Below are 15,065 nucleotides of genomic sequence, written 5' to 3'. Positions count from 1 at the left end.
CACTAGTGCGCCGCGCCGTCTGTCCCGGGTCGTTCGACCCGATCACCAACGGACACCTGGACATCATTTCCCGTGCCTCTCGTCTCTACGACGAGGTCTATGTCGCGGTCATGATCAACAAGTCGAAGAAGGGCCTGTTCGAGATCGACGAGCGGATCGACCTGATCCGTCAGGTCACCGCCGAGTACGGCAACGTGATCGTCGAGGCCTTCCACGGCCTCCTCGTCGACTACTGCAAGGAACGGGACATCCCGGCCATCGTCAAGGGCCTCCGGGCGGTCAGCGACTTCGACTACGAGCTGCAGATGGCCCAGATGAACAACGGCCTCTCGGGCGTCGAGACACTCTTCGTCCCGACCAACCCCACGTACAGCTTCCTGTCCTCCTCGCTCGTCAAGGAGGTCGCGACCTGGGGCGGAGACGTCTCCCACCTGGTGCCGCCAATGGTCCTGGAGGCCCTCAACAAACGCCTGCGCAAGGACTGATGGGGCTACAGTCGTCCCGTCCGTCTCCAACACAGCTGTAGAGAGTGGCGAGCACACGGTGGACGTGCAGAAGAAGCTCGACGAGATCGTCGCCGCGGTCTCCGGCGCCCGGTCGATGCCCATGTCGGCCTCGTGCGTGGTCAACCGCGCCGACCTGCTCTCGATGCTCGAAGAGCTGCGCGAGGCGCTGCCCGGCTCCCTCGCCCAGGCCCAGGAGCTGATCGGCGACCGCGAGCAGATGGTCGAGCAGGCCCGTCAGGAGGCCGACCGGATCATCGGGCAGGCGCACGCCGAGCGCGGCTCCCTCATCTCCGACACCGAGGTCGCCCGCCGCTCCCGGGCCGAGGCCGAGCGCATCCTCGCCGAGGCCCGCCAGGAGGCCGAGGAGGTCCGCGCGGAGGCCGACGACTACGTCGACTCCAAGCTCGCCAACTTCGAGGTCGTCCTCACCAAGACCCTCGGCTCCGTCGGCCGCGGCCGCGAGAAGCTCCTCGGCACCGGCCCGGGCGTCGACGAGCAGGGCTACGAGGACGAGGACGCCCCCGAGCGCAGCCACGACCCCGAGACCCTGCGCAAGGACGCCGACGCCTACGTCGACGCCAAGCTCGGCGCCTTCGAGGCGGTCCTCGCCAAGACCCTGGAGGCCGTTGGCCGCGGCCGCCAGAAGCTGCACGGCCGTATCGCCACCGACGACCTCGGCGCCCTCGCCGACGACTCCACGTCCTTCCAGCACTCCAGCGACGCCGACTACCTGGCCGACCTCGCCGCCGTCGCGGAGCCGAAGCCCGCGGCCGAGCAGCCAGCCCAGCAGCAGGACTACGCCCAGCCGCAGCCGGCGTACGGCTACCAGCAGCAGGCCGATCCCTACGGCGGCGCGTACCAGCAGCAGGCGTACGCCCAGCAGGACGCCTACGGCTATCAGCAGGCCGATCCGTACGCCTACCAGGGCTACGACCCCCAGCAGGCGGCGTACGACCCGGGCCAGGCGCAGCAGGGGCACCAGACGCAGCAGGCGCACCAGCCGTACGCCCTCGACGAGACCAGCCTCTTCGACACCGGCATGATCACGCCCGAGCAGCTGAGAGCCTACGAACAGGGGCGCGGCCAGTAAGCAGCCACCGGATTGGGCCGTGAGCGAAAGGTCCAGTATCCTGGCTCTTCGGTCGCGTGTACGTCCGCGATCAGCGCTGCCCGGGGACACCGAAGGGCAGCGTCCCCCTGAGCTGGAAGACCGAAAGCAGGAATGGCTCTGAACGCCCGCCTCGACCACCGCAAGCCTCTCGTGTTCGACACACACGAGCTGGGGCGGCGGCCCGGTGCGCTGCAGCGCCTGACCCGCACGGTCGACGCTCCCAAGGACCTCGGTATCGCGGGAGTCGTCGGAGTGCCGGAAGGCGCCCCGGTGGAGCTCGAACTCCGTCTCGAGTCGGTCATGGAAGGGGTGCTTGTCACAGGCACCGCCCGTGCACAGGCCGAGGGGGAGTGCGTAAGGTGTCTGGAGCCGCTTCAGCTGGACGTCGAAGCGGAATTCCAGGAGATGTTCTCGTACCCTGACGCCGATGACCGGGGCCGCCCCAAAGCGGAGCCGGCCGACGACGCCGAGGAAGACGAGGACAGGCTCTTCATCGAGGACGGCCTGTTCGACCTCGAGCCCGTGCTGCGCGATGCGGTGGTGCTCGCACTGCCGATGCAGCCGGTGTGCCAGGAAGACTGTCCCGGTCTGTGCTCCGAGTGCGGAGCGCGGCTGGCGGACGACCCGGACCACCACCATGACGCCGTCGACATCCGTTGGGCGGCACTGCAGGGACTCGCCGGTTCACTCGGAGACGGCGAGAAGGACGAGATGAGCGGCGCCGAAGCGGGCGTCGACGAGAAGCAGGAGAAGTAGCCGTGGCTGTTCCGAAGCGGAAGATGTCGCGCAGCAACACGCGCCACCGCCGGTCGCAGTGGAAGGCTGCGGTCCCCACCCTGGTTGCGTGCGAGCGCTGCCACGAGCCCAAGCAGCAGCACATCGCGTGCCCGTCTTGCGGCACCTACAACAAGCGCCAGGTCCTCGAGGTCTGAGCGGCTGGTGAGAGGCACCGTGTCCACTGCCAAGAAGGCGGATGACGCCAAGGCGGACCCAACCGCCAGGAAAAAGTCGGACAACACAGCCTCGTCCCACACGCTTCTGGAAGGGCGGCTCGGGTACAAGCTCGAGTCCGCCCTTCTGGTGCGAGCGCTGACCCACCGTTCGTACGCGTACGAGAACGGCGGTCTGCCGACCAACGAGCGGCTGGAGTTCCTCGGGGACTCCGTGCTCGGTCTCGTGGTCACGGACACGCTGTACCGCACCCACCCCGACCTGCCCGAAGGCCAGCTGGCCAAGCTGCGGGCCGCGGTGGTCAACTCGCGTGCGCTGGCGGAGGTGGGCCGCGGGCTCGACCTGGGTTCCTTCATCCGGCTCGGCCGGGGCGAAGAGGGCACGGGCGGCCGGGACAAGGCGTCCATCCTCGCCGACACCCTTGAAGCGGTGATCGGCGCTGTCTATCTCGACCAGGGTCTCGAAGCGGCGGGCGAACTCGTCCACCGGCTCTTCGACCCGCTGATCGAGAAGTCCTCCAACCTCGGAGCCGGCCTGGACTGGAAGACCAGCCTCCAGGAGCTCACCGCGACCGAGAGCCTCGGCGTGCCCGAGTACCTGGTCACGGAGACCGGCCCCGACCACGAGAAGACCTTCACTGCTGCCGCCCGCGTCGGAGGCGTCTCGTACGGCACCGGCACCGGCCGCAGCAAGAAGGAGGCGGAGCAGCAGGCCGCGGAATCCGCGTGGCGGTCCATCCGGGCCGCGGCGGACGAGCGCGTCAGGGTGGCGGCCGAGAAGGCCGCAGCCGAGAAAGCCGCCCAGGACGGCGAAGGACCGTCGTCCGTCTCCGCCTGACCGACGTCTCACCGGCGGACGTCTCCTTCTGACGAACAGCGACCCGAGCGTCCGTCCCTCCCCGGGGCGGGCGCTCGGCTCATCCACAGCCCGTACGGGGGTCCCGATGCCCGAGTTGCCCGAGGTCGAGGTCGTCCGGCGCGGTCTGGAGCGGTGGGTCGCCCATCGCGTCGTCGCCGACGCCGAGGTGCTGCACCCGCGTGCGGTACGCCGTCATGTGGCCGGCGCCGACGACTTCGCGCACCGCCTCAAGGGCCACCGCATCGGCGTCCCCAGCCGCCGCGGCAAGTACCTGTGGCTGCCCCTGGAGGACACCCACCAGTCGGTCCTCGCCCATCTCGGCATGAGCGGCCAGCTGCTGGTCCAGCCGAACGCGGCCCCGGACGAGAAGCACCTCCGGATCCGCGTGCGCTTCGCGGACGACCTTGCCACCGAACTCCGCTTCGTCGACCAACGCACCTTCGGCGGCCTGTCGTTGCACGACAACACCCCCGAGGGCCTGCCCGACGTCATCGCGCACATCGCACGCGACCCCCTCGACCCGCTGTTCGACGACGAGGCCTTCCACCAGGCGCTGCGCCGCAAGCGCAGCACCATCAAACGGGCCCTGCTCGACCAGTCGTTGATCAGCGGAGTCGGCAACATCTATGCGGACGAGGCCCTTTGGCGCGCCCGCATCCACTACGAACGTCCCACCGCGAGCTTCACCCGCCCGCGCACCGCCGAACTCCTCGGCCACACACGGGATGTGATGAACCAGGCGCTCGCCGTGGGCGGCACCAGCTTCGACAGCCTGTACGTCAACGTCAACGGGGAGTCCGGCTACTTCGACCGGTCGCTGGACGCGTACGGCCGCGAGGGCCTGCCCTGCAAGAGGTGCGCCACGCCGATGCGGCGGCGCCCCTGGATGAACCGGTCCAGCTACTTCTGCCCGAAGTGTCAGAGGCCGCCGCGCGTGGTGTCGTAGCGCTCGCGGGCCGCGAGGACGTCGTCCATACGGCCCTCCAGCAGCTGGACGAGGGCCAGCAGCCGCTCGGCGACCTCGCGACCGAGCGGGGTGAGCTCGTAGTCCACGCGGGGCGGGTTCGTCGGCTGGGCCTCGCGGTGCACCAGGCCGTCGCGCTCCAGCGCGTGCAGGGTCTGGGAGAGCATCTTCTCGCTCACGCCGTCGACGCGACGGCGCAGCTCGTTGAAGCGCAGGGAACCCTCGAACAGGGCGCAGAGCGTCAGGCCGCCCCAGCGGCCCGTGACGTGCTCCAGCGTGCCGCGCGAGGGACAGGCCTTGGCGAACACGTTGTACGGGAGGTCATCCGCCTCCATGAGCTCCTGCGTGGTGTCCATACCTCAAGCGTACTTGAGCGCAGCGCTAACCGACAGGTTGCACTAACCGAGAGTTAGTGCACCTGGCCGCTGATGTCGGCCTAGTAGCCGAAGTCCTGCGTCCACCAAGGGCCACCCGACCCGAAGTGCACACCGACGCCCAGCGTCTTGAAGTCGCAGTTCAGGATGTTGGCGCGGTGACCGGGGCTGTTCATCCAGGCCTGCATCACGGCGGCCGCATCGGCCTGGCCCCGGGCTATGTTCTCGCCGCCGAGGTTGGATATGCCGAGCTTCGCCGCCCGGTCCCACGGCGAGGCGCCGCTGGGGTCGGTGTGGTCGAAGAAGCCCTCGGCGGCCATGGCGTCGCTGAACTTCTCCGCCAGCTGGGACAGGGTGCTGTTGGCGGAGACCGCGCTGCAGCCGACCTTGGACCGCTCCTCGTTGACCAGCTTGAGCACCTCCGCCTCGGCGGCCGCCGCCGCGGAGACCGTCACCGGAGCGGGGGTCCGCGTGGGCGGCTGGGTCTCCTTCTGCGCCGGCGTGGTCTGCGGCGTCCGGGTGGGCGTGGCCGTCGGCTTCTTCGGCGCCTCGGTCGGCGCGGCCGAGGAGGTCGAGGGGCTCGGCGAGGGGGAGGCCGAGCGGTCGGCGTCGCGGCTCGTCGAGGAGCCCTGGTCGCGGCCGGAAGCGCTGCCGGAGGTGCCGCCCTGCTCGGTCGCCGAGTTGGTCGGCGTGTTCGCGGCCTGCACTTTGTCGGAGCTGCCGCTGCCGCCCAGCTTGTAGTTGTCGAGGCCGGGCATCGCACCCGTGGCGACCGCCACCGTACCGATGGCGACGGCGGCGGAGACCCCGAGCAGACCGGTGCGCACCGGCGTCACGGCCTTCTTCCGGCGGCGCCGGACCCCTCCGCGCCGGGAGCCCTTGTCGGGCGCGAACCCGTGCTCCGGGAACACCGTCGCGTAGTCGTCCTCGGTGGCGAACAGGTACGCGGCGCTCCTCGCGGAGGCCTCGGCGTACTCCGTGGAGTGCAGATAGGGGGCGGTGCCCAGAGTGGGCCGCTCGTCGTCCGCGCCGGTCTCCGGAGGGTCGTAGCTGTACGAGTACTGCTGGGGGTCGTAGCTGCTCGCGTACGAGCCGTCCCTACCTGTGACCCCCGTGGCGCGGCCCGTGGCGGCGCGGCCGGCGGCGGAGCGTCGGTGGCGTCCCATGTCTTGGCCTTCCTCGTCTTGCGATCAACGTGTCCCATATGATCTTGCGGAGTGATCCAACTCACCCCATCGAGTGAGTTTCATATGAGATTCATTGGGTGGGGACGGTACCGCATGGCGTCAGAGGAGGATGTGTCCCGAGAGACATTGGCCGGTTAGGTTGCACCCATGAGCGAGGATGTGCGGCTGGTCGCCTGGGTGCGGGGACGCGTCCAAGGTGTGGGTTTCCGCTGGTTCACACGGGCCAAGGCCCTTGAGCTCGGCGGCCTGAGTGGTTTTGCTCTCAATTTGGGCGACGGACGGGTCCAGGTGGTCGCCGAGGGCTCCCGGGAGCGGTGCGAAGGGCTCCTGGGCTGGCTCCAGGGAGACGACACGCCCGGCCGCGTCGACGGTGTCACCGAGATCTGGGACACACCCCGAGGGGGGTACGACGGCTTCGCCATCCGCTGAGCCGATTCTGTAAAGCAGCCCCGGTGAAAGCGGACGGACATGCCACCGGCAGGTGCCCGGAGCAGAAATTGCCTGGTGGTTGCCAAGAAGCGCTTGTCGTGGCAGGCTGCGCACCCAAGAATGATCGCCACGCCCTGAGGGCCCCGCAGGAGTCGCAGCGCCGCCGCCTTCAGGCCGCGCGCCCCCGGGTTGCCCGCCAATACAGGGCGTGATCGTGTTGACCGTCAAACTTTTTGGTGAGACGCTGAAAGCACCCCGCGCACCTTAGCTGTTTGGCATGGATGAACGGCAGCATGAACTCCATAGTGTCAAGCACCGCGGGTGCGAATCCCTCACGACCCACACCGCTTCGGTCGGTCACTCAGTGTGGAGGACCATCCATCATGGCAAAGGCGCTTCTCGGTTACGTCGGCGGCTCCGACCCTCGACTCCTCGCCGAGATGCGACGGCTCCAGCAGCGCGTCCAGGACCTGGAATCCGAGCTCGTACGGATCCAGGCGGAGAACGACGCGCTCGCGGCTGCCGCTTCTCACGACAGGATCATGGAGAGCATCGACGCACACCAGGCGGAGCCTGCGCTCACCTGATCACTGCATCGAACCACGACAGCAGTGGTTGGGCCGCCCGTATCAACCGCTAAGTTGTCAGAGTTAGAGTTTGCAAGGGACGCTTCGGCGTCCCTTCTTTCTTTCCCCCGCACATCCTTTCACCCTCTTTAACGTTTGGTGTGCCCTGCATGTTCAAGGGTGAAACCGCGGGGTCGCCAGGCTTCATCGTGTGGGATACCGGCGGAAGGTAGAGTCCAGCGGCGTGCACCTCAAGGCCCTGACCCTCCGCGGGTTCAAGTCGTTCGCCTCGGCGACCACGCTCCGGTTCGAGCCGGGCATCACGTGTGTCGTGGGACCGAACGGCTCGGGCAAGTCCAATGTCGTGGACGCCCTGAGCTGGGTGATGGGCGAGCAGGGTGCCAAGTCGCTGCGCGGCGGCAAGATGGAGGACGTCATCTTCGCCGGCACCACCGGGCGCCCGCCGCTGGGCCGCGCCGAGGTGTCCCTCACCATCGACAACTCCGACGGGGCACTGCCCATCGAGTACGCCGAGGTCACCATCACGCGGATCATGTTCCGCAACGGCGGCAGCGAGTACCAGATCAACGGTGACACCTGCCGGCTCCTCGACATCCAGGAACTCCTCTCCGACTCCGGCATCGGCCGCGAGATGCACGTCATCGTCGGCCAGGGCCAGCTGGACTCGGTCCTGCACGCGGATCCGATGGGCCGCAGGGCCTTCATCGAAGAGGCCGCGGGCGTGCTGAAGCACCGCAAGCGCAAGGAGAAGGCCCTCCGCAAGCTCGACGCGATGCAGGCCAACCTCGCACGCGTGCAGGACCTGACCGACGAACTGCGCAGACAGCTCAAGCCGCTGGGCCGGCAGGCGGCGGTGGCCCGACGGGCGGCCGTGATCCAGGCGGATCTGCGGGATGCGCGCCTGAGGCTGTTGGCCGACGATCTCGTACGGCTGCGGGAGGCACTGAAGGCCGAGGTCGCGGACGAGGCCGCGCTCAAGGAACGCAAGGAAGCCGCCGAGCAGGAGCTGAAGAAGGCGCTGCAGCGCGAGGCGCTCCTGGAGGACGAGGTACGGCAGCTCGCTCCCCGGCTGCAGCGGGCCCAGCAGACCTGGTACGAGCTGTCGCAGCTGGCCGAGCGGGTGCGCGGCACGATCTCACTGGCCGACGCGCGGGTGAAGAGCGCGACGTCGGCGCCGCCGGAGGAGCGGCGGGGCCGCGACCCCGAGGACATGGAACGTGAGGCCGCCCGTATCCGTGAGCAGGAGGCCGAGCTCGAGGCCGCTCTGGAGGCGGCCGAGCGGGCCCTGGAGGACACGGTCGCGCACCGGGCCGAGCTGGAACGCGCACTCACGCAGGAAGAACGGCGGCTGAAGGACGTCGCCCGCGCCATCGCCGACCGCCGCGAGGGCCTCGCCCGGCTGAACGGGCAGGTGGGCGCGGCCCGTTCGCGCGCCGCCTCCGCCCAGGCGGAGATCGACCGCCTGGCCGCGGCCCGGGACGAGGCACAGGAGCGGGCCCTCGTGGCCCAGGAGGAGTACGAGGCGCTCAAGGCCGAGGTCGACGGCCTCGACGCGGGCGACGCGGAACTGGGCGAGCAGCACATCGCGGCAAAGCAGCAGCTGGCGGAGGCGGAGGCCGCCCTGACCGCTGCCCGCGAGGCGGCCACCGCAGCGGAACGCAAGCGCGCTGCGACCCAGGCCAGGCATGAAGCGCTGGCGATGGGGTTGCGGCGCAAGGACGGCACGGGCGTGCTGCTGGGGGCGAAGGATCGTCTCTCCGGTCTGCTCGGCCCAGCTGCCGAACTGCTGACGATCACACCCGGGTACGAGGTCCCCCTGGCGGCGGCCTTCGGCGCGGCGGCGGACGCCCTTGCAGTGACCTCCCCGTCGGCCGCAGCGGAGGCGATCCGCTTGCTGCGCAAGCAGGACGGCGGACGTGCGTCGCTGTTGTTGGCGGGGGCGCCGGACGCGCCCCAAAGGGGCGCGGGGCTGTATCAATATGCGGCTCCGCCGCAGGGCGCGACCAGCCACAACGAAGCCGCAGACGCCCAACAACCGCACGCGGCAGATTTCGTCCGCGGCCCTTCCGACCTCATGCCCGCCGTCCGCCGCCTACTGCACGGCATCGTCGTAGTGGACACCCTCGAAGCCGCCGAAGACCTCGTATACGCGAACCCCCACCTCACCGCAGTGACCGCCGAAGGCGACCTCCTCGGCGCCCACTTCGCCCACGGCGGTTCCGCCGGCGCACCCAGCCTGCTGGAGGTGCAGGCCTCCGTCGACGAGGCCGCCGCCGAGCTGGAAGAGCTCGCCGTGCGCTGCGAGGAACTCACCGAGGCACAGCACGCGGCCACCGAGCGCCGTAGGGAATGCGCAACGCTCGTAGAGGAGCTGGGGGAGAAGCGGAGAGCCGCCGACCGGGAGAAGTCGGCCGTGGCCCAGCAGCTCGGAAGGCTCGCCGGACAGGCACGGGGCGCGGCGGGCGAAGCGGAGCGCACCGTCGCCGCCGCCGCGCGGGCGCAGGACGCGCTGGACAAGGCCCTCGAAGAGGTCGAGGTGCTCGCAGAACGCCTCGCCGTCGCCGAGGAGATGCCTGTCGAGGAGGAGCCGGACACCTCGGTACGGGACCGTCTCGCCGCCGACGGCGCCAACGCCCGCCAGACCGAGATGGAGGCCCGGCTTCAGGTCCGTACGCACGAAGAGCGTGTCAAAGGACTGGCCGGCCGCGCCGACTCCCTCGACCGCGCCGCCCGAGCGGAACGCGAGGCACGCGCGCGTGCCGAACAGCGCCGGGCGCGCCTCAGGCACGAGGCGGCCGTGGCGGAAGCCGTCGCCTCCGGTGCACGCCAGCTGCTCGCGCATGTCGAGGTCTCCCTCGCCCGGGCCGAGGAGGAACGCACCGCGGCCGACGCGGCCAAGGCGCGGCGCGAGCAGGAGCTGACCGCCGCCCGCAACGCGGGCCGCGACCTCAAGGGCGAGCTCGACAAGCTGACCGACTCCGTCCACCGCGGCGAGGTGCTCGGTGCCGAGAAGCGCATGCGGATCGAGCAGTTGGAGACCAAGGCGCTGGAGGAGCTGGGCGTGGAGCCGGCCGGGCTCGTGTCCGAGTACGGCCCGCACCAGCTCGTACCGCCCTCCCCGCCCGCCGAGGGGGAGGAGCTGCCCGAGGATCCCGAGCACCCGCGCAACCAGCCCAAGACCTTCCACCGCGCCGAGCAGGAGAAGCGCCTCAAGGCCGCGGAGCGGGCCTACCAGCAGCTCGGCAAGGTCAATCCGCTCGCCCTGGAGGAGTTCGCCGCGCTGGAGGAACGCCACAAGTTCCTCAGCGAGCAGCTCGAAGACCTGAAGAAGACCCGCGCCGACCTGCTCCAGGTCGTCAAGGAGGTCGACGAACGCGTCGAGCAGGTCTTCACCGAGGCCTACCGGGACACGGCCCGTGAGTTCGAGGGCGTCTTCAGCCGGCTGTTCCCCGGCGGTGAGGGGCGGCTGGTCCTGACCGACCCCGACAACATGCTCACCACGGGCGTCGACGTCGAGGCCCGTCCGCCGGGCAAGAAGGTCAAGCGGCTGTCGCTGCTCTCGGGTGGTGAGCGCTCGCTCACGGCCGTCGCGCTGCTGGTGTCCATCTTCAAGGCCCGGCCGAGCCCCTTCTACGTCATGGACGAGGTCGAGGCCGCGCTCGACGACACCAATCTGCAGCGGCTGATCCGCATCATGCAGGAGCTGCAGGAAGCCTCGCAGCTGATCGTGATCACGCACCAGAAGCGGACCATGGAGGTCGCCGACGCGCTGTACGGCGTGTCCATGCAGGGCGACGGTGTGTCGAAGGTCATCAGCCAGCGGTTGCGTTGACCTCAGCGCGCGGCTGCGCTGGGCAATCCTTTCAAGACTTGAACACATTCCCGTCACAAGTGCGCTGAAAAGTCACAGGCATGACCCCTTGACTTCGAAACTTGAAGGCATAGTCTCGGCAACGTTGCTTTTACCTTCAGGTACTACCTACCGGGAAGGGTCCCCCACCCGGCAGCGTTGCCGGTGGCCCGAGGAGTTGAACGTGACCAGCACAGCGCAGGCACAGAAGTCAGGAGCCAGAACGGCTCGTCCCGAGCACCTCGGGCGCGTCACCTTCATCGCGGCGGCGGCCGCGATGGGCGGTTTCCTGTTCGGCTACGACAGCTCCGTGATCAACGGCGCCGTCGAGGCCATCAGGGACCGCTACGGGATCGGCTCCGCGGCCCTGGCCCAGGTCATCGCCATCGCCCTGATCGGCTGCGCCATCGGTGCCGCGACCGCCGGCCGCATCGCCGACCGGATCGGCCGCATCCGGGTCATGCAGATCGCCGCCGTGCTGTTCACCGTCAGCGCCGTCGGCTCGGCGCTGCCCTTCGCGCTGTGGGACTTCGCCCTCTGGCGTGTGGTCGGCGGCTTCGCCATCGGCATGGCCTCCGTGATCGGCCCCGCCTATATCGCCGAGGTCGCCCCGCCCGCGTACCGCGGCCGTCTCGGCTCCTTCCAGCAGGCCGCGATCGTCATCGGCATCGCCATCTCGCAGCTGGTCAACTGGGGTCTGCTGAACGCCGCCGACGGCGACCAGCGCGGCAAGCTGATGGGCCTGGAGGCCTGGCAGGTCATGCTCGGCGTCATGGTGATCCCGGCCGTCCTCTACGGCCTGCTCTCCTTCGCCATCCCCGAGTCGCCCCGCTTCCTCATCTCCGTCGGCCGGCGTGAGCGCGCCCGTGAGATCCTCTCCGAGGTCGAGGGCGAGCACGGCAACCTGGACGCCCGCGTGAACGAGATCGAGCACGCGATGAAGAGCGAGCACAAGTCGGCCTTCAAGGACCTGCTCGGCGGCGGCTTCTTCTTCAAGCCGGTCGTCTGGATCGGCATCGGCCTCTCGGTCTTCCAGCAGTTCGTCGGCATCAACGTCGCGTTCTACTACTCCTCGACCCTGTGGCAGTCGGTCGGCGTCGACCCGACGGACTCGTTCTTCTACTCCTTCACGACGTCGATCATCAACATCGTCGGCACCGTGATCGCCATGGTCTTCGTGGACCGGATCGGCCGTAAGCCGCTGGCCCTGATCGGTTCGATCGGCATGGTCGTCGGTCTCGCGCTGGAGGCCTGGGCCTTCTCGTACCACCTGGTCGACGGCAAGCTGCCGGCCGCGCAGGGCTGGACCGCCCTGATCGCCGCGCACGTCTTCGTGCTCTTCTTCGCCCTGTCCTGGGGTGTGGTCGTCTGGGTCATGCTCGGCGAGATGTTCCCGAACAAGATCCGCGCCGCCGCCCTGGGCGTGGCCGCCTCCGCGCAGTGGATCGCCAACTGGGCCATCACCGCGAGCTTCCCGTCGCTGTCCGACTGGAACCTCTCCGCGACCTATGTGATCTACACGGTCTTCGCGGCGCTCTCCGTCCCGTTCGTCCTGAAGTTCGTGAAGGAGACGAAGGGCAAGGCGCTGGAGGAGATGGGCTGAGCCCCCTGAACTCGAGGAGCCGGGCCAAGTCCCCGCTGCCCGCTCCTCGACACCCCTAGGACGTACTGCCCCGGCTCATCCACCGAGCCGGGGCAGTACGTCTTCGCACAGCAGCCGCAGACTGCGCCATCCCTCGTCCACCGGCATCCCGCCGGCCAGCGGATGCAGCACGAGGCTGTCCAGCCCCTGCTCCACGCACTGCTCGGGCGTCAGGATCCGGTAGACACCCTCCGCACGCAGCTCGTCCACACTCGTGGCCGCCGACTTCACCGCAGAACGGATGTCGCCGGACTGCCAGGAGGCGTACGTCCGCGCCTCGTGCAGGAAGTGCTCGCCGTACGCGGCCCACGCCCGGTCGGGATCCTCGGCGAGGTGCAGCAGCGGGGTCTCGGCCGCGGGCATCATGGTCCAGCCCTCGGTGCCGTACTCGACGAGCCGCTCCTTGTAGTACGCCTCCAGCTCCGGCAGATGCGCGCTGGGGAAGAAGGGGAGGCCGAGGCGGGCCGCGCGCCGGGCCGCGGCCCTGGACGAGCCGCCGACCAGCAGCAGGGGGTGCGGCTCGGTGAAGGGGCGCGGGGTGACCCGTACCGTACGGCCCCGGTACTCGAACTCCTCCCCGGTCCACGCCTTCAGCACCGTCTCCAGCAGCTCGTCCTGCAGCCTGCCGCGCCGCTTCCAGTCCACGTCGAACTGGGCGTACTCCTCCGGCCGGTACCCGATCCCGGCGACGGTCACCAGCCGCCCGCCGCTCAGCAGATCCAGCACGGCGATGTCCTCGGCCAGCCGCAGCGGGTCGTGCAGCGGGCCGATCACCGCCGACACGGTGACCGCGATCCGCCGGGTCGCCCCGAAGACCGCCCCCGCGAAGGCGAACGGCGACGGCAGCCAGTTGTTGTCGACGCCGTGGTGCTCCTCCGTCTGGACGGTGGTGATCCCGTGCTCGTCGGCGTACGCGGCCATCTCCAGGGCGGCCCGGTAGCGGGCGGCGAGCGAGGCGGGGGTGGCGCCGGGTTCGACGAGGTTGAAGCGTACGACTGTGACGGGCATGGGGTCCCCCTTCACCGGGCGGTGTGCGGGGACCATAGCTGACGGGGCGTCAGACTGCTAGAGGCTCGCCTTCCGATCGTAAGGAGGGGGTCTCACGGCCCACCGCATGGGCCGTGACACCCCCTGGGGACGCTCCTCTGCGTACCCGACGAGTCCAGCCGTACTGGACGCGTTGTGACTCCGCCCCTGAGGGCTTCCGGTCGACGCGAGGTCGGACCGCGGGCCGGCCCGGCCCGGAGGGGACCATAGCCCCGCGTGGACGACGAACGGCCGAGGGGGAGGTCACGCCATACTGGAGCGTGTTATGGAAATCCTCATCCTTGCCCTAGTCATCGCCGTGGTCGTGCTCGGCGCGCTCGGCGGGCTCGTCATCGGCAGCCGACGGAAGAAGTCGCTGCCCCCGCCGCCGCCCGCCGCGCCCGACATCACCGCCCCTCCGGCCGAGCCGCACGTCGGCGACGAGGCCGAGACACCCCGCGACGAACCGCGCCGGACGATAGAGGAGGTGGATCTTCCCGACGGCTCGGCCCCGGTCGCCGTCGAGGAGCCGCCCGTCCTCGAAATCCCCGAGATCGAGGTCCCCGAGCCGACCGCCGGACGCCTGGTCCGCCTTCGCGCCCGCCTCTCCCGCTCCCAGAACGCGCTCGGCAAGGGGCTGCTCGCGCTCCTGTCGCGCGAGCACCTCGACGACGAGACCTGGGAGGAGATCGAGGACACACTGCTCACCGCCGACGTCGGCGTGGCCCCCACCCAGGAGCTGGTCGAGAGCCTGCGCGCGCGGGTGAAGGTGCTCGGCACCCGCACCCCCGCCGAGCTGCGCGGCCTGCTGCGCGAGGAGCTCCTCAAGCTGGTCGGCACCGACTTCGACCGCACGGTGAGGACCGAGCCCGCCACCAGCAAGCCCGGCATCGTGATGGTCGTCGGCGTCAACGGCACCGGCAAGACCACCACCACCGGCAAGCTCGCCCGCGTCCTGGTCGCCGACGGCCGCAGCGTCGTCCTCGGTGCCGCCGACACCTTCCGTGCCGCCGCCGCGGACCAGCTGCAGACCTGGGGCGAGCGGGTCGGCGCCCACACCGTGCGCGGGCCGGAGGGCGGCGACCCCGCCTCCGTCGCCTTCGACGCGGTGAAGGAGGGCAAGGAGATGGGCTCCGACGTCGTCCTCATCGACACCGCCGGGCGCCTGCACACCAAGACCGGGCTCATGGACGAGCTCGGCAAGGTCAAGCGTGTCGTCGAGAAGCACGCCCCGCTGGACGAGATCCTGCTCGTCCTCGACGCGACGACCGGGCAGAACGGCCTGGTGCAGGCCCGCGTCTTCGCCGAGGTCGTCGACATCACCGGCATCGTGCTCACCAAGCTCGACGGTACGGCGAAGGGCGGCATCGTGATCGCCGTCCAGCGCGAGCTGGGCGTACCGGTCAAGCTGGTGGGTCTCGGCGAGGGCGCCGACGATCTGGCGCCGTTCGAGCCGGAGGCGTTCGTTGACGCCCTTATCGGGGAGTGATCCCCCACCTACCGACGTTGGTATGTGGCCTGTGGCCGAAGAAGCGCCCGTTTCCCAAGGTGCAGTTGGGAGACGGGCGCTTCGCTGTGTA

At 69.7% G+C, this 15,065-nt stretch carries 14 protein-coding genes; 11 read left to right on the top strand and 3 right to left on the bottom strand.

Annotation, left to right across the window (positions count from 1 at the left end):
* Positions 1-5: 5 nt before the first annotated feature.
* The 6 genes from coaD to mutM all read left to right on the top strand — a co-directional run bounded on the left by coaD (position 6) and on the right by mutM (position 4,372).
* Positions 6-485, top strand: a complete 480-nt coding sequence (coaD, locus tag ABD355_RS34530) for a pantetheine-phosphate adenylyltransferase (RefSeq protein ID WP_180292546.1) — start codon at positions 6-8, stop codon at positions 483-485.
* Positions 486-543: 58 nt separating this feature from the next.
* The gene (locus tag ABD355_RS34525; RefSeq protein ID WP_344404865.1) at positions 544-1,596 is read left to right on the top strand and encodes a F0F1 ATP synthase subunit B; all 1,053 of its coding nucleotides are present in this window, start codon (positions 544-546) and stop codon (positions 1,594-1,596) included.
* A 132-nt stretch (positions 1,597-1,728) separates the two neighbouring features.
* The gene (locus ABD355_RS34520; protein WP_344404864.1) at positions 1,729-2,373 is read left to right on the top strand and encodes a YceD family protein; all 645 of its coding nucleotides are present in this window, start codon (positions 1,729-1,731) and stop codon (positions 2,371-2,373) included.
* 2 nt (positions 2,374-2,375) lie between these two features.
* Positions 2,376-2,549: a 50S ribosomal protein L32 gene (gene rpmF / locus ABD355_RS34515; protein ID WP_003951102.1), complete on the top strand. Its 174-nt coding sequence runs from the start codon at positions 2,376-2,378 to the stop codon at positions 2,547-2,549.
* 7 nt (positions 2,550-2,556) lie between these two features.
* Entirely contained in the window at positions 2,557-3,405 is an 849-nt protein-coding gene (gene rnc / locus ABD355_RS34510) for a ribonuclease III (protein WP_344404863.1), read from the top strand.
* A 106-nt stretch (positions 3,406-3,511) separates the two neighbouring features.
* Positions 3,512-4,372: a bifunctional DNA-formamidopyrimidine glycosylase/DNA-(apurinic or apyrimidinic site) lyase gene (mutM, locus tag ABD355_RS34505; RefSeq protein ID WP_344404862.1), complete on the top strand. Its 861-nt coding sequence runs from the start codon at positions 3,512-3,514 to the stop codon at positions 4,370-4,372.
* On the opposite strand, the gene ABD355_RS34500 is transcribed toward mutM, so the two are convergent.
* Both ABD355_RS34500 and ABD355_RS34495 read right to left on the bottom strand, forming a co-directional pair.
* Positions 4,345-4,746: a winged helix-turn-helix transcriptional regulator gene (locus ABD355_RS34500; protein ID WP_344404861.1), complete on the bottom strand. Its 402-nt coding sequence runs from the start codon at positions 4,744-4,746 to the stop codon at positions 4,345-4,347. The two genes, mutM and ABD355_RS34500, sit on opposite strands and share 28 nt — an antisense overlap.
* A gap of 80 nt (positions 4,747-4,826) precedes the next feature.
* Complete coding sequence (locus ABD355_RS34495) at positions 4,827-5,930, bottom strand: CAP domain-containing protein (protein WP_344404860.1); 1,104 nt, start codon at positions 5,928-5,930, stop codon at positions 4,827-4,829.
* 168 nt (positions 5,931-6,098) lie between these two features.
* On the opposite strand from ABD355_RS34495, the gene ABD355_RS34490 reads away from it, so the two are divergent.
* The 4 genes from ABD355_RS34490 (at position 6,099) to ABD355_RS34475 (ending at position 12,420) form a co-directional block, all read left to right on the top strand.
* Positions 6,099-6,380, top strand: a complete 282-nt coding sequence (locus ABD355_RS34490; protein ID WP_266960861.1) for an acylphosphatase — start codon at positions 6,099-6,101, stop codon at positions 6,378-6,380.
* 383 nt (positions 6,381-6,763) lie between these two features.
* A complete protein-coding gene (locus ABD355_RS34485) occupies positions 6,764-6,967 on the top strand; it encodes a hypothetical protein (protein ID WP_016432419.1) in 204 nt (67 codons plus the stop codon).
* A 223-nt stretch (positions 6,968-7,190) separates the two neighbouring features.
* A complete protein-coding gene (smc, locus tag ABD355_RS34480) occupies positions 7,191-10,799 on the top strand; it encodes a chromosome segregation protein SMC (RefSeq protein ID WP_344404858.1) in 3,609 nt (1,202 codons plus the stop codon).
* Positions 10,800-11,001: 202 nt separating this feature from the next.
* Complete coding sequence (locus tag ABD355_RS34475) at positions 11,002-12,420, top strand: sugar porter family MFS transporter (RefSeq protein ID WP_344404856.1); 1,419 nt, start codon at positions 11,002-11,004, stop codon at positions 12,418-12,420.
* A gap of 75 nt (positions 12,421-12,495) precedes the next feature.
* On the opposite strand, the gene ABD355_RS34470 is transcribed toward ABD355_RS34475, so the two are convergent.
* Positions 12,496-13,467: an LLM class flavin-dependent oxidoreductase gene (locus ABD355_RS34470; RefSeq protein WP_344404854.1), complete on the bottom strand. Its 972-nt coding sequence runs from the start codon at positions 13,465-13,467 to the stop codon at positions 12,496-12,498.
* Positions 13,468-13,771: 304 nt separating this feature from the next.
* Here ABD355_RS34470 and ftsY point away from each other — a divergent pair, with 304 nt between their 5' ends.
* Positions 13,772-14,974, top strand: coding sequence for a signal recognition particle-docking protein FtsY (gene ftsY, locus ABD355_RS34465; protein WP_344404853.1), 1,203 nt, complete (start codon positions 13,772-13,774; stop codon positions 14,972-14,974).
* The last annotated feature ends 91 nt before the right edge of the window (positions 14,975-15,065 follow it).

It is taken from the genome of Streptomyces longisporus (genome assembly GCF_039532765.1).
Classification (GTDB): domain Bacteria; phylum Actinomycetota; class Actinomycetes; order Streptomycetales; family Streptomycetaceae; genus Streptomyces; species Streptomyces longisporus.
The sequence above is the reverse complement of the archived record's forward strand: the minus strand, read 5'-3'. Positions and strand labels throughout refer to the sequence as shown.